Origin of the sequence: Erythrobacter sp. NE805 (assembly GCF_046452355.1) — a bacterium.
Taxonomy (GTDB): domain Bacteria; phylum Pseudomonadota; class Alphaproteobacteria; order Sphingomonadales; family Sphingomonadaceae; genus Erythrobacter.
Genome location: NZ_JBKFDI010000002.1, coordinates 313,099 through 327,460, shown reverse-complemented (window position 1 = coordinate 327,460; position 14,362 = coordinate 313,099). Strand labels below are relative to the sequence as shown.

At 68.7% G+C, this 14,362-nt stretch carries 12 protein-coding genes; 7 read left to right on the top strand and 5 right to left on the bottom strand.

Annotated elements, in window-relative coordinates; translation table 11 throughout:
- The first annotated feature begins 80 nt into the window (after positions 1-80).
- The gene (gene pdhA / locus ACLBKU_RS09525) at positions 81-1,163 is read left to right on the top strand and encodes a pyruvate dehydrogenase (acetyl-transferring) E1 component subunit alpha (RefSeq protein WP_410179316.1); all 1,083 of its coding nucleotides are present in this window, start codon (positions 81-83) and stop codon (positions 1,161-1,163) included.
- A 3-nt stretch (positions 1,164-1,166) separates the two neighbouring features.
- Complete coding sequence (locus ACLBKU_RS09520) at positions 1,167-2,561, top strand: pyruvate dehydrogenase complex E1 component subunit beta (protein WP_410179315.1); 1,395 nt, start codon at positions 1,167-1,169, stop codon at positions 2,559-2,561.
- 27 nt (positions 2,562-2,588) lie between these two features.
- Here ACLBKU_RS09520 and ACLBKU_RS09515 read toward each other — a convergent pair whose 3' ends face one another.
- The 3 genes from ACLBKU_RS09515 to ACLBKU_RS09505 are packed head-to-tail and all read right to left on the bottom strand — an operon-like array spanning position 2,589 to position 5,895.
- On the bottom strand, positions 2,589-3,272 hold the full coding sequence (locus ACLBKU_RS09515; RefSeq protein WP_410179314.1) for a TadE/TadG family type IV pilus assembly protein: 684 nt from the start codon (positions 3,270-3,272) through the stop codon (positions 2,589-2,591).
- Positions 3,269-3,886 (bottom strand): TadE/TadG family type IV pilus assembly protein, encoded by a 618-nt coding sequence (locus tag ACLBKU_RS09510; RefSeq protein WP_410179313.1) that lies wholly within the window; start codon positions 3,884-3,886, stop codon positions 3,269-3,271. Before ACLBKU_RS09510 ends, ACLBKU_RS09515 begins: the two co-directional genes overlap by 4 nt.
- The gene (locus ACLBKU_RS09505; RefSeq protein ID WP_410179312.1) at positions 3,886-5,895 is read right to left on the bottom strand and encodes a pilus assembly protein TadG-related protein; all 2,010 of its coding nucleotides are present in this window, start codon (positions 5,893-5,895) and stop codon (positions 3,886-3,888) included. The genes ACLBKU_RS09510 and ACLBKU_RS09505 overlap by 1 nt, the downstream gene beginning before the upstream one ends.
- Before the next feature lie 210 nt (positions 5,896-6,105).
- On the opposite strand from ACLBKU_RS09505, the gene ACLBKU_RS09500 reads away from it, so the two are divergent.
- Together ACLBKU_RS09500 and ACLBKU_RS09495 are read left to right on the top strand one after the other, a co-directional pair.
- Positions 6,106-6,759, top strand: a complete 654-nt coding sequence (locus tag ACLBKU_RS09500; RefSeq protein ID WP_410179311.1) for a hypothetical protein — start codon at positions 6,106-6,108, stop codon at positions 6,757-6,759.
- Between the two features lie 71 nt (positions 6,760-6,830).
- Positions 6,831-7,271 carry a hypothetical protein gene (locus ACLBKU_RS09495; protein ID WP_410179310.1) on the top strand — a complete coding sequence of 147 codons (441 nt, stop codon included), beginning with the start codon at positions 6,831-6,833 and terminating at the stop codon, positions 7,269-7,271.
- Between the two features lie 4 nt (positions 7,272-7,275).
- Here the strand turns inward: ACLBKU_RS09495 and trmFO are convergent, their stop codons facing one another.
- Positions 7,276-8,661, bottom strand: coding sequence for a methylenetetrahydrofolate--tRNA-(uracil(54)-C(5))-methyltransferase (FADH(2)-oxidizing) TrmFO (trmFO, locus tag ACLBKU_RS09490; RefSeq protein ID WP_410179309.1), 1,386 nt, complete (start codon positions 8,659-8,661; stop codon positions 7,276-7,278).
- 71 nt (positions 8,662-8,732) lie between these two features.
- On the opposite strand from trmFO, the gene ACLBKU_RS09485 reads away from it, so the two are divergent.
- Positions 8,733-9,398 carry a lysoplasmalogenase family protein gene (locus ACLBKU_RS09485; protein ID WP_410179308.1) on the top strand — a complete coding sequence of 222 codons (666 nt, stop codon included), beginning with the start codon at positions 8,733-8,735 and terminating at the stop codon, positions 9,396-9,398.
- A 79-nt stretch (positions 9,399-9,477) separates the two neighbouring features.
- Entirely contained in the window at positions 9,478-9,867 is a 390-nt protein-coding gene (locus tag ACLBKU_RS09480; protein ID WP_410179307.1) for a VOC family protein, read from the top strand.
- On the opposite strand, the gene gyrA is transcribed toward ACLBKU_RS09480, so the two are convergent.
- Positions 9,864-12,680, bottom strand: coding sequence for a DNA gyrase subunit A (gyrA, locus tag ACLBKU_RS09475; RefSeq protein ID WP_410179306.1), 2,817 nt, complete (start codon positions 12,678-12,680; stop codon positions 9,864-9,866). The genes ACLBKU_RS09480 and gyrA overlap by 4 nt on opposite strands.
- 328 nt (positions 12,681-13,008) lie before the next feature.
- Between gyrA and ACLBKU_RS09470 the strand changes: the two genes are divergently transcribed.
- Positions 13,009-14,358: a hypothetical protein gene (locus tag ACLBKU_RS09470; RefSeq protein ID WP_410179305.1), complete on the top strand. Its 1,350-nt coding sequence runs from the start codon at positions 13,009-13,011 to the stop codon at positions 14,356-14,358.
- Positions 14,359-14,362 lie beyond the last annotated feature (4 nt).

The window sequence follows — 14,362 nt, the reverse complement described above, 5'->3', positions numbered from 1 at the left end:
TCATGCCCCTGACTATAGAGACAGGACTTGGACGCGCGCTTCTCCTCCCCGTGAGCGCGCCAATGAGAGGGATAACCGACTTGGCCCGAAAGCCCAAAGCGCCTCCAGGGGCGAGCTCATCCGTTGCCGCGAGCGACGATGCCGATTTCATCCTGCACTCGCTTCAGGAGGCCTTCGAGGCGAACAAGCGCTACGCCGCCTCCGAAGCCGAGATGCTCGAGTTCTACCGCCAGATGCTGCTGATCCGCCGCTTCGAGGAGAAGGCCGGCCAGCTCTACGGCCTCGGCCTGATCGGCGGCTTCTGCCACCTCTACATCGGCCAGGAGGCGGTCGCGATCGGGCTCCAGTCGGCGCTCGACAACGAGCGCGACTCCGTCATCACCGGCTACCGCGACCACGGCCATATGCTCGCCTACGGGATCGATCCCAAGGTCATCATGGCCGAGCTGACCGGGCGCGAGGCGGGGATCTCCAAGGGCAAGGGCGGGTCGATGCACATGTTCTCGACCGAGCACAAGTTCTACGGCGGCCACGGCATCGTCGGCGCGCAGGTGGCGCTGGGCGGCGGGCTGGCGCTCGCGCACCAGTACAACGAGGACGGCGGGCTGTGCCTCGCCTATTTCGGCGACGGCGCGGCCAACCAGGGGCAGGTCTACGAGACCTTCAACATGGCCGCCCTGTGGAACCTCCCCATCGTCTTCGTGGTCGAGGACAACCAGTACGCGATGGGCACGGCGAGCAAGCGCTCCTCGGCCGAGACGCGCTTCTACCGCCGCGGCACCGCCTTCCGCATTCCCGGCATGGAGGTCAACGGCATGGACGTGCTCGAGGTCCGCGCCGCCGCCGAAGTCGCCTTCGCCCATGTCCGCGCGGGCAAGGGCCCGGTGCTGATGGAATGCAACACCTACCGCTACCGCGGCCACTCGATGTCCGACCCGGCCAAGTATCGCACCCGCGAGGAGGTGCAGGAGCAGCGCGACCATCACGACCCGATCGAAGGTCTCAAGAAGGTGCTGATCGAGGCGGGCAAGAGCGAGGACGACCTCAAGGCCATCGACAAGGCGATCCGCGCCGAGGTCGCCGCCGCTGCCGATTTTGCCGAAACCTCGCCCGAGCCTAAGCCAAGCGAACTCTACACCGACGTTCTGGTGGAGGAATACTGAGCCATGGGGATCGAACTCAAGATGCCGGCGCTTTCGCCGACGATGGAGCAGGGCACGCTCGCCAAGTGGCTCAAGCAGGAAGGCGACCGGATCGAGCCGGGCGACATCATCGCCGAGATCGAGACCGACAAGGCGACGATGGAATTCGAAGCCATCGATGAAGGCGTGCTCGAGAAGATCCTCGTGCCCGCCGGGACCGAGGATGTCGCGGTCGGCGCGGTGATCGCGCTGATCGCCGGGGAAGGGGAGGAGCCCGCCTCCGCGCCCGCGCCCGCGCCTCCCGCGGCCGAACCCGAGGTCGCCGCGCGCGGCGAGGAAGGGAAGGGCGAGGGGAACAGCGCCCAGCCCGCCGCCGAGCCGCTCATGGCCAGGGCCGCGCCCGCGCACGACGCCGCGCTTCCCGAAGGCACGACCTTCACCAGCACCACGGTGCGCGAGGCCTTGCGCGACGCAATGGCCGAGGAAATGCGCCGCGACGGCCGCGTCTTCGTGATGGGCGAGGAAGTCGCCGAGTACCAGGGCGCCTACAAGGTCACGCAGGGCCTGCTCGCCGAGTTCGGCCCCAAGCGCGTGATCGACACGCCGATCACCGAATACGGCTTTGCCGGCATCGGCACCGGTGCGGCGATGGGCGGCCTCAGGCCCATCGTCGAGTTCATGACCTTCAATTTCGCGATGCAGGCGATCGACCACATCATCAATTCGGCCGCCAAGACCAATTACATGAGCGGCGGCCAGATGCGCTGCCCGATCGTGTTCCGCGGCCCCAACGGCGCCGCCAGCCGCGTCGCCGCGCAGCACTCGCAGAACTACGGGCCGTGGTATGCGAGCGTCCCCGGCCTCATCGTCATCGCGCCCTATGACGCGGCCGATGCCAAGGGGCTGATGAAGGCCGCGATCCGCTCCGAGGACCCGGTGGTCTTCCTCGAGAACGAGCTTGTCTACGGGCGCAGCTTCGACGTGCCCGATGTCGAGGACTACGTGCTCCCCATCGGCAAGGCGCGGGTGGTGCGCGAGGGCAGCGACGTCACCATCGTCAGCTATTCGATCGGCGTCGGCCTCGCGCTCGATGCGGCGACGAAGCTCGCCGAAGAGGGCATCGATGCCGAGGTGATCGACCTTCGCACCCTGCGCCCGCTCGACAAGGAGACCGTCCTCAGGAGCCTCGCCAAGACCAATCGGCTGATCGTCGCCGAAGAGGGCTGGCCGACCTGCTCGATCGCCTCGGAAATCATCGCGATCTGCATGGAGGAGGGCTTCGACCACCTCGACGCGCCGGTCCTGCGGGTGTGCAACGAGGACGTGCCGCTGCCCTATGCCGCCAACCTCGAGAAGCTCGCGCTGATCGATGCCGCGCGGATCGCCGAGGCGGCGCGCAAGGTCTGCTACAAGTCGTGACGGCTCGCTCGGCGGGTCGCCCGATCCTTACGGGCGGTTCGCCGAGTAGACGTTGCAGCGCGCCACGGGTGCTGCCGGCGTCGAGTTGTAGAGGCTGTTGAGATCGCGGTTGTCGCGCACGTTGAAGGCGGCGGTGTAGCGGATCACCTGGTTGTCGAAGAGGTTGAGCGGGGTGATCGAATCGAAGTCGTAGGCGACCTCGACGAACATCACCGCGGTTCCCGCCGAGGCGGTGATGAGCCGGCCGGGCTCGCCCATCCCGGCGAAGGAGGTGCCGGTCGCGCCGGCGCCCTCGACGCCGTAGCTCGAATTGAACACCTTGGCGCCGCGGCAGCGCTGCCACTTGATCCACTGCCCGCCCGAGGAATTGCGCTGCAGGCTCGAGACGATCACGCGGCCCTGCTGGAAGATGCGGATGTTCTCGCCCAGCTTCTCGGCGCCGATGAAGGTGTCGTTGACGTCGCTCTCGAACACCTTGCGCGCGGTGAGCACGTCCTGCTCGCCGATCCGCGAGGCGTTGTCGGCGACCTGCGAGGCAACCTGGCTGACCTGCATGTGGGTGATGACCATCAGCGCGGTGTCGGTGCCGAGCATCCCCATGCTCAGCACCAGCGGCGCGGCGAAGGCGAACTCGACCAGTGCAAGGCCCGAGGTGTCGCGTCCGAAGCGGCGGGTGAGGCGCCGCAGGCGATGGGCGGTGATCCGCGTCATGTGCAGTTCCTGACAGTCGTGATGCGCTTGTTCTGCTCGTCGAAGGGCTGGTTGCGCAGCGTGGTCGAGGCGGTCAGCGTGACGTTCTGCGAAAGCCCGATCATCGTGAACAGCGGGAAGATGCGCGGGTAGGTGACGGTCGCCTGGTAGACCACCACGTCGCGCGCGCCGCCGATCCCGTCCTTGCCGCGATCCGCGTCCCAGCGGCTGTTGTCGTTGCTGTCGACATAGGGCTCGTTGTTGTCGCAGCGCCCGTTGCTGTTCTGGTCGGTGTAGTCCTCGGGCTTGTCGACATCGGTGAAGTCGAAGTGCGAGAGCTTCTGGAAGGTCACCGTCGCGCCGCGCGGCATCACCGCGGCGACCTGGTCCTGCACCTTGGCGTCGATCGTCGACTGGCGGGTGAAGCCGCTCTCGAGCGTGAGGTCGCGGCCCGCCTTCTGCATCGCGCCGAACAGCACCGAGCTGGTGTACTGGGTGTGCGCCATGTCGAACAGGCCCATGATCATCAGGACCAGCACCGGGCCGACCATCGCGAACTCGACGATCGTCACCCCGTCGCGGTTACGCGCAAGGCGCCGCAGCGCGCGCGGCCTGAGGGAGGCCTGCCGCCGCATCACTGGGTGAGCCTCAGCTGCGCGATCTTCTGGGCGATTTCCTGGAACCGGGCCTGGAGCGTCGCGCTGTCGTTCGCCTGGAAGGCGCGGCCCGGCGAGGCGCAGGACGTGAGGTTGCTGGTCAGCGACGTCCCGAAGGCGACCACCCAGACGGTGATGTTCTCGGCCTGAGCGGCGCGGCAGATCGCCTGGAGACGCGCGGCGCGGCGGTTGAACTCGCGGGTGCCGTCCCCGTTGCCGGTGATGCGGCGGTCCCACCACTCGACGCCGTGGGTCGAATAGTTCTCGACGTTGTTGACCTGCACGCCGTCGGTCATGAACACGATGTGGCGGGCGATCGGGTCGCCGTTGGGCGCGGTCGCGTTCTCGCTGGCGAAGATGCCGCGCGGCGACAGGAAGCGGGCGCCCCACACCATCCCGATGTCGTGATAGGTGTTGCCGCCCGGGACCAGCGCGTCGACGTAGCTCTGGAGATCGGTGCGGGTGAACGGCTTGCCGGTCGCGATCTCGCGCAGCTTCAACGCGGCGGGCGGGCAGGCCCAGCCGGGACGCGACTGGGTGGTCGACTGGCCTCCCGCGGTGCGGTCGGCGTCGGTCACGGCCGCGGTGGTGCGGTCGTTGCTGCCGTCACGCCGTTCCCAGACGGCGTTCTGCAAAGCCGGGTGCCAGCGCTGTGCGTCGGTGGTCGGCACGAGGTTGATGTCGATGTCGAAGGCGTTCGCGGGCTGCGGGTTGTAGGTGTCGGTGAGGACGGTGTCGGGCTCCTCGATGCAGCCCGCCCAGCTGACGGCGGTCATCGCCCCGTTGGTGCCGATCGGCATGTTGACGGTGTAGGGACTCGCGAAGACCGTGGTGAGGTCGACCGCTTCCCAGCCGGACGGGCTGCCCGACGGGTTGTTGACGTTGCAGGGGTTCGTCGCGCCGGTGGTGACCTGGCAATACATCCAGTCGCGGAACTGCGGGGTGATATCGGTCTGGGTCGCAGGCCGGGTCTTGCGCACCCGCGCGCGGCAGCCGGCGCGGTTGTCGGAGCTGCCGCCCGACCACTGGTCGAGCACCCACTGGGTCGTCGCGAAGACCTCCCACGTCTCGTTCTGGCCGTTGACCGAGACCGTGTATGTGCCGGGATAGTTGGTGCACACGCTTTGCGCGGTGGTCCCGGCGCTGCCGTCGGTGCGGAAGCGGTAGTTGTTTGTGCCGCCGGTGTTGAAGTTCGCGGTGTTGCGCGGCAGCCACTCGGTCGCATCGCTGTAGGTGTAGGGGTCGCCGATATTGCCGCCCGGCAGCGCCGCCGGGTTGTAGCGCGCGACGCGCGACTGGTAGCTGTGGGTGTTGGCGAGGTGCGCGCGCGGGATCGAGAAGCCGACATTGACCTGCTGCGAATAGGGCACGACCCCGTAGCGCACCTGCGCGGCGGGCGAGGTCGAGGCCTGCACGGTGTCGTAGAAGCTCATCACCGCGCTGCGCAGCGCGACGATCTTCGAGCCCGAGCCCGAGTTGCAGTTCGACCCGTCGGGGCAATCGGCCATCGAGCCGGTGACGTCGAGCACGAACATGATGTCCGAGTTCGAGATGTTCACTTCCGCGCTGCACGTCGCCTGGAGCGAGAACTGCGTGTAGCCGAAGGCGCCCATGACGGTGGTCGGCAGCGTCGCGCTCGCGGTGCCGTTGACCCGGCGCGAGGTGTCCATCGTGAAGCTGCGGGTGCGGCCGGTGGTGCCGAAGATGCCGTCGTTGAAGTTCTGGTCGAAGAAGTTGAGCGCGACCTGCTGGTTGGCCGTGGTGAAGGTGTTGCCCGAGCCCATCGCCTGGCGCCCGGCGAGCGCACCGGCGTCGCAGGCGGCCTGGAGGCGGGCGGCGGCCATGTAGTAGCGGCTCGCGTCGATCCCGCCGCCGACCATCGCCAGCAGCGGCATCAGCGAGGCCGCGGCGATCGCGAGGGTGTTGGCGGTAACGTCGTGCAGCAGTCGTCCGAGGAACGACCTGCCAGCCTGATTGTCACGCCCCATCGGTTCGGTGCCCTTCCCCTGAAGCCCGCGCGCCATGCACGGACGATCCGGATTCACCGTCCGGCCTTAAGCGGGTCTGGTAAGCGCATCGCCAAGGATCATGGTTAGCAAGATCCTAACGCCGCCCCCCGGTCATCAAACTGGCCCATCGTCCCGGGACGGGACAGCCCGCTTGCAAAGCCGTCGCGCGTCTGGCTAGGCGCTTGCACCGTGACCGACGCCTCCGCCGACATCCTGCCCCCCGAGGCCGAGCTCGCGCTGGCGTGGAGCGGCGGGCGGGTGCGTGCGCCGTTAAGCATGGCTCTTCACCTCGATCGGCGCCTGGCGCGGATCGTCGCGCGCACCACCGAGCCGATGCTCGGGCAGATGCGGCTCGCCTGGTGGCGCGAGGCGCTCGGCAAGCCCGTCGCGGAGCGCCCGCGCGGGGATGCCGTGCTCGACGGGCTGGGGGTGCACTGGGCCGGGCGCGAGGCGGCGCTGGCGGCGATGGTCGACGGCTGGGAGGTGCTCGTCACCGCCGAGCGGCTCGGCCCCGACGAGGCCGCCGCCTTCGCGGCCGGGCGGGGTGCGTTCTTCGCCGCGTTTAGTGATGACGCCGCGACTGGTGAACGCCTGGGCGCGGCGGGGCGGTGCTGGGCGCTCGCCGATGCTGCCGCAGGGGTGTCCGACCCGGGCGAGCGCGCCGTGCTGGTCGCCGTCGGCCTTGCGGAGGGGGCGCGGGCAGGGCGCTTGCCGGCCGACCTGCGCGGCCTCGCGGTGCTCGCCGGCCTCGCGCGGCGCGCGCTCGCGCGCGGCGGGCGCCCGCTGATGGAGGGCCGCGGCGCGCCGCTCGCTGCCCTGCGGGCCGCTATCTTTCGCGCCTGATTGCGTGTAGTCAGGCCACCGGGATCGGGAGCAAAGAGGGGGGCAGACCTTTGCGACAGGCGGTGCTGGGAGTGCTCGGGGGGCTGGCCCTCGCCGGGATCGGGGTGTTCTGGTGGCAGGGCCGCGCTGCGATCGAGCAGGGCGCCCCGCCGCCCGCGCCTGCCTCGCCCAGGCCCGACCCGATGAACCTCCCGCTCGCCGATCCGGGCAGCCAGAAGGGCCCGCTCCCCCCGGAACTTACCGAACGCAGCCGCGAACAGCAGCGCTTCGATCACCTTGACCGCAATCGCGACAATCTGATCACCCGGAACGAGATGCTCGCCACCCGCACCGATGGCTTTCGCAAGCTCGACAAGGACGGCAACAACCTCCTCACCTTCGAGGAATGGGCGGTGACCACCGTCGACCGCTTCGAGGGCGCGGACAAGGACAAGGACGGGCGCCTCACCCGCGCCGAATTCGCGACCACCGCACCCAAGCCCGCGGCGAAGAAGCCCGCCTGCAAGTGCTGAGGGCTCAGGCGGCGACCGCCTCGCGGCGCTTGGCGATCCAGCGTGCAAGGTCAGCCTTGGCGCGGCTCGTATAGGCTTCCTTGCGCACCTTTTTGCCAACCTCGTGGAGCGGCGGGAAGAGCCCGAAATTGACGTTCATGGGCTGGAAAGTCTCGGCCTCGGCATCGCCGGTGATGTGGCTGAGCAGCGCGCCCAGTGCTGTCGTCGCGGGGAGCGGCTGCCACGCACGGCCCGCCAGCTCCGCCGCCGTCATCATCCCGGCGACCAGCCCGATCGCGGCGCTCTCGACATAGCCCTCGCAGCCCGTCACCTGGCCGGCAAAGCGGATATGCGGCGCGGCCTTGAGGCGCAACTGGCGGTCGAGCACCTCAGGCGAATTGAGGAAGGTGTTGCGATGGAGGCCCCCCAGCCGCGCGAACTCGGCGTTCTCGAGCCCCGGGATGGTGCGGAACAGCTCGATCTGAGCGGCATACTTGAGCTTGGTCTGGAAGCCGACCATGTTCCACAGCGTGCCGAGCTTGTTGTCCTGCCGCAGCTGCACCACCGCATAGGGCCAGCGCCCCTGCGGGAACTCCGGCGAGGTGTCGAAGGGGTTGTCGAGCCCCACGCCCTTCATCGGGCCATAACGCAGTGTCTCGACCCCGCGCTCGGCCATGACCTCGATCGGCATGCAGCCGTCGAAATAGGGGGTGTCCTTCTCCCACTCCCTGAATTCGGTCTTCTCGCCCTCCATGAGGCCGCGGTGGAAGGCGAGGTACTGCTCCTTGGTCATGGGGCAGTTGATGTAGTCCCCACCCTCGTTCGAGGCCTCGGTCCGCTTGTTCCAGCGCGACTGGATCCACACCTTGCTCATGTCGATCGAATCGCGGTGGACGATCGGCGCGATGGCGTCGAAGAAGGCGAGCCGCTCGCTTCCCGTGGCGCGCACGATGCTGGCCGCCAGCGCCTCGGCCGTCAGCGGCCCGGTGGCGACGATGGTGAGGCCGGCCTCGGGCAGGGTGTCGACCCGCTCGCGCACGATGGTGACGTTGGGGTGCTCCCGAAGAGCCTTCTCGACCTCGGCCGAGAATACGTCCCGGTCGACCGCCATCGCGCTTCCCGCGGGCACGCGCGCGACTTCGCCGGCGCGCATCACGAGGCTGCCGAGCGCGCGCATCTCGTGGTGGAGCAGACCGACGGCGTTCTTCGTGTCGTCGTCGGAGCGGAAGGAATTCGAGCAGACCAGCTCCGCCAGCCCGTCGGTCTGGTGCGCGGGGGTCATCGCGCCCGAGCCGCGCATCTCCGACAGGCGCACCTTCGCTCCGGCCTGCGCGAGCTGCCACGCCGCCTCGCTTCCGGCGAGGCCGCCGCCGATGATGTGCACATCGTGCAAAGTCGCTTGGCTGCTCATGGCGGGGCCCGTAATTGCGTGTTAGCCCGCCTGCAAGCCCGCTTGAGGGCGGAGCAGACGGGAAGGGGACGATGCCGAAGCGCGCGCTGATCGAGAAGAGGCCCTGGCTGCTGGCGAGCCTCGCCGCGGCGACCGCCTATTACTTCCTGCGCGACAACCCGGTGGGCGAGGGGACCTGGGGCCTGCTCCTCAAGGGGGCGGGGGTCGCGCTGCTCGCGCTCTACGTGCTGCTGCGCGTCCCCCACGGCAAGCACCGGGGCGACGGCTTCCTGCTGGTCGGCGCGCTGGTGCTGGCGGCGGCGGGCGATGTCGCGATCGAGCTCGATGTCCTCGCCGGCGGCGCCTGCTTCGCCGCCGCGCACATGGTCGCGGTGGTGCTCTATCTCAGGAACCGCCACCCGCGGCCCTCGCCGACGCAGAAGCTGATGGGGGCAGGCCTGCTGATCGGCACCCCGCTGGTGAGCTATGTCCTGAGCGGTCAGCCGGAGGTGGCGATCTACGCCGCCTTCCTCGGCGCGATGGCCTCGGCGGCGTGGATGAGCCACTATCCGCGCTACCGGGTCGGCACCGGGGCGGTGCTGTTCGTGCTGAGCGACTGGCTGATCTTCTCGCGGATGGGAAGCTTCGACCTCGAGCCGCTGCCGACGATCCTGATCTGGCCGCTCTACTATGCCGGCCAGCTGATGATCGCGACCGGCATCGTGCAGTGCCTGCGGGGCGAGCAGCCGGTCAGGTAGGACCGGGCTTGCGGCGAGCGGCGTCGCGGGCGGTAGGCGGGCGTGATAGGATCGCACGGGTGAACCCACGAGGTGCCCCGTGATCGACCATATCGGGTTCGCCGTCAGCGACATCGCCCGCAGCCGTGCCTTCTACGACGCCGCGCTCGCGCCGCTCGGCCTGGCCCGCGTGATGGAGTTCGGCCCGGACCAGACCGAGAGCGGCGGGACGGCGCTCGGCTACGGGCGCGAGGGCGAGCCCTTCTTCTGGATCGGCGACAACGAGAAGGTCGGCGAGGGCACGCACATCGCGCTCCCCGCCGCGACCCGCGATGCGGTCGATGCCTTCCACGCGGCGGCGCTTGCCGCCGGCGGCCGCGATCACGGTGCGCCGGGGCTGCGCGAACACTACGGCCCCGACTACTACGCGGCCTTCGTGTTCGACCCCGACGGCGTCAACCTCGAGGCGGTCTGCCGGGCCAAAGCCTAGGTCGCCGCCGCGTCGCTTCCGCTATCGAGCGGCGGAAACTCCGACCCCTGTTCGACCATTTCGGCGACCACGGCCTCCTCGGCGGGGTTCTCGGGCTCGGCGGTCTCGTCGATCAGCGCCGCGCCGACGATGTGTTCGCCCTTGGCCACGTCGAAGATGCGAACCCCGGACGAGCCGCGACCGGAGATCGCGAAGCCCTTGAGGCTCTCGAAGCCGCCCTCGATGCAGTGGCGGAAATCGACCGCAACGCGGATCAGCTTGGCCTGGTCGGTCACCAGCATCAGCTGCGAGCCGTGGCGCACCGGGAAGCTCGCCACCACCGGGCCGTTGCGCTCGGGGTTGCTTTCGGGCGCGCCGATATTGGTGATCCCCTGACCGCCGCGCGCGGTCTTGCGGTATTCGTAGGCCGAGGAGATCTTGCCGTAGCCGTTGGCGGTGATGGTGAGGATGAACTCCTCGGCCTCGGCCATCGCGGCTTGCCGGTCGGCGGGGAGCGCGGGCTCGGCGCCGTTGTTCTTCCACTTGGCCGCGCGGACGTAGGCCTCGCGCGTTTCCATGTCGGCGGTGAGGGGGGCGAGCACCGCCATGCTGACGACCTTGCCGCCCTTCCTGAGGCTCATGCCGCGCACCCCGATGCCGGTGCGGCTCTTGGTTTCGCGCGCGTCGGTGGCGGCGAAGCGGATCGCCTTGCCAGAATCGCTGGCGAGGAAGATCTCCTGGTCCTCGGTGAGGAGCTGAACGCCGATCAGCCGGTCGCCCGATCCTTCGACGAAGCCCATCGCGTACTTGCCCGCGGTAGGGATGTTGGTGAAGGCGTCCATCGAGTTGCGGCGCACCATGCCCTGTTCGGTGGCGAAGACGATGTTGAGATCGGCCCACGCGGCCTCGTCCTCGGGGAGCGGCAACACGTTGGTGACGCGCTCGTCCTCGCCCAGCGGCAGGAGGTTGACCATCGGGCGGCCCTTGGTCGTGGGGCCGCCCTCGGGCAGCTTCCACACCTTCATGCGGTAGACGCGGCCCGTGTTGGTGAAGAACAGCACCGGGTTGTGGGTCGAGGTGACGAACAATTCGACGACCGCGTCCTCGTCCTTGGTCGCCATCCCCGAGCGGCCCTTGCCGCCGCGCGCCTGCGCGCGGAAGGTGTCGAGGGCGGTGCGCTTGATGTAGCCGCCGTGGGTGACGGTGACGACCATCTCCTCGCGCTCGATCAGGTCCTCGTCCTCGAGGCCGTCCCAGGCGGGCGCGATTTCGGAGAGGCGCGGGGTGGCGTAGGTGGCGCGAATTTCCTCGAGCTCGCCGCGCATCACGCCGTAAAGCTTCACGCGGTCGGCGAGGATTGCGAGGAATTCCTCGATCGCGGCGGCGAGACCCTTGAGCTCGTCGCCGATCTCGTCGCGCCCGAGGGCGGTGAGGCGGTGGAGACGCAGTTCGAGGATCGCCTTCACCTGCCGCTCGGAGAGGCGGTAGGTGCCGCCGTGCTCGTCCGCCGAGGGCTCGATCGCCTCGACGAGGCGGATGTACTGCGCGATGTCGCCGATCGGCCATTCCTTGGCGAGCAGCCGCGCGCGCGCCTCGGCCGGGTTGCGGGCGCTGCGGATCATCGCCACCACCTCGTCGAGGTTCGAGACCGCGACCACGAGGCCGAGCAAGAGGTGGGCCCGCTCGCGCGCCTTGTTCAATTCGAACTTGGTGCGCCGGGTGATGACCTCCTCGCGGAAGGCGATGAAGCTCTGCACGATGTCGCGCAGGGTCAGCACCTCGGGGCGGCCGCCGCGGATCGCCAGCATATTCGCCGGGAAGGAGGACTGCGCCGGGGTGTGGCGCCAGATCTGGTTGAGCACGACCTCGGGCGTCGCGTCGCGCTTGAGATCGACGACGACGCGCACGCCTTCGCGCGAGCTTTCGTCGCGGATGTCGGCGATGCCCTCGATGCGCTTGTCCTTGGCGGCTTCGGCGATCTTCTCGACGAGGTTCGACTTGCCGACCTGGTAGGGGATCGAAGTGAAGACGATCGACTGGCGCTCGTTCCGGCCGCGCTCGACCTCGTGGCGGCAGCGCATCAGGATCGAGCCGCGCCCCGTGGTGTAGGCCATCCGCGCACCGTGCGTGCCGAGGATCAGCGGCGCGGTCGGGAAATCGGGGCCGGGGATGAAGCGGATCAGCTCTTCGGAGGTGATGTGCGGGTTCTCGATGTAGGCGAGGCACCCATCGATCACTTCGCCCAGATTGTGCGGCGGCACGTTGGTCGCCATGCCGACCGCGATCCCGCCCGCGCCGTTGACCAGCAGGTTGGGGAAGCGCGCCGGCAGCACCGTCGGCTCCTTGCGGGAGCCGTCGTAGTTGTCGGTGAAGTCGACCGTGTCCTTGTCGAGGTCGTCGAGCAGCGAGTTCGCGACCCGCGCCAGGCGCGCCTCGGTGTAGCGCATCGAGGCCGGCGGATCGGGGTCCATCGAGCCGAAATTGCCCTGACCGTCGATCAGCGGCACCCGCATCGACCACGGCTGGGTCATGCGCGCGAGCGCGTCGTAGATCGCCGCGTCGCCGTGCGGGTGGTAGTTGCCCATGACGTCGCCGACGATCTTGGCACTCTTGCGGTAGGGCCGCCCGGCGACGAAGCCGCCTTCCTGGCTCGCGAAGAGGATGCGGCGGTGGACCGGCTTCAACCCGTCGCGCACGTCGGGCAGCGCGCGCGCGACGATCACGCTCATCGCGTAGTCGAGGTAGCTCGACTTCATCTCGTCGACGATGTCGATGCGGTCGAAACCGCCCATCGGGGCCGGCGGGGAATCGAGGATGTCGCTGTCGTCGCTCAAGATCGGGACCGTTTCTGTGTGTGTCTGCGCGCAAGGGAGCGCGGCGGGCCGGGCCATAGCAGGGCCGGCAAGTCGCTTCCATCTAGGCACTTGCCGAAGGTTTCGCCACCTTTTGGGCAGAACGGGAGGGGAACGGGACGCGCTTTTTCCACATTTCCCCGCCGCATGGGCGACAGGCGCGCGGCGCGGGCATTCAAAGCCCGTTCAGCACGCTGCGCCTAGCGGGAATTGCAAATCCCGTCGGAGCCGTTCAAAGGCTCTGGCGGATTTCGGGCAGCGCGGCTTTCCGGGAAGGGACGCGTCGGCTGCTCTACTTGTGGAGGATGCATTGACCTACCTGTCTTCGCCCCGTCGTCCGGCTGCCCTCGCGCGCCAGCTCGCCCTTGCCGTGGCGCTCGCTAGCGGCACCGCGCTGCTCGCCGTCCCGGGTGTCACCGATGCGGCCTATGCCCAGAAGAAGAAGAAGGGCGACAAGGAAGAGGCCGGCAAGCCGGTCTATACCGAGGCCTTCGTCAAGGCCTACCAGCCGGTCGACACCGCGCTCAAGGCCCCCGGCGCCGACCTCGCGGCACTGAAGCCGCAGGTCCTCGCGCTGGTTCCGCTCGCGACCTCGCCGGACGAGAAGCTTGCGCTCGGCGCCATGATGTTCAACGCCGGCATCACCGGCAAGGACCCGGCGCTCCAGTTCCAGGGCGTCGAGCTGATGCTCGCCAGCGGCAAGCCCGCCGGTGACGAGCTCGGCCGCTACAACGTCGTCGCCTCGCAGCTGGCCTCCTCGCTCAAGCAGTACGACAAGGCGCAGAGCTACCTGCAGAAGGCGATCGACCTCAACTACAGCGCCCAGGGGCTCACCGCCGCCGATCTCCAGCTCAACATGGCCGAGCTCTACTTCTCGCAAGACCGCGACCAGGAGGGCCTGAAATATCTCAGCGACGCGATCGCCGCGCGCAAGACCGCCGGTCTCAAGGTCGACGAGCGCTGGTACAAGCGCGGGGTCTCGATCGCCTATTCGGGCGAGATCGTGCCGCAGGTCTACGACTTCGTCGAAAGCTGGGTCGCCGACTACCCCACCGAGGCCAACTGGCGCGACGCGGTCAATCTGACGCGCAACCTCAACGAGTTCGAGGGCCCGGTGATGCTCGACCTGTTCCGCCTCGGCGACCGGGTCGAATCCCTCTCGGCCAAGAACGACTACGTCGCCTATGTCGAGGTCGCCGACACCCGCCGCCTGCCCGCCGAGGTCAAGAAGGTGATCGACGAGGCCTATGCCAAGAGCGTCATCCCTAAGGGCAGCGACAGCTGGGTCGAGGAGCAGTACAAGCTCGCCACCAACCTGATCGCGCAGGACAAGACTGCGCTGCCGGTGCTCGAACGTGACGCGAGCGCGGCTAGCGCGCAGCTGCGCACCGTGATGGCGGCGGCCGATGCGCTGCTGAGCTACGGCGAATATGCCAAGGCTGCGGGCTTCTACGAGAAGGCGCTGGGTCTTCCCGGTGCGGACAAGAACCTCGTGCTCACCCGCCTCGGCATCGCGCAGGTCGGCACCGGCAACACCGCCGCCGCGCGCGAGACCTTCGCCAAGATCGAAGGGCCGCGCGTCCCCGTCGCCCGCCTGTGGAGCGCCTATGCCGCGCAGCAGGCGGCTGGCGCAGGCACGAGTGCCGCGACCGGCAGCTGAGCTG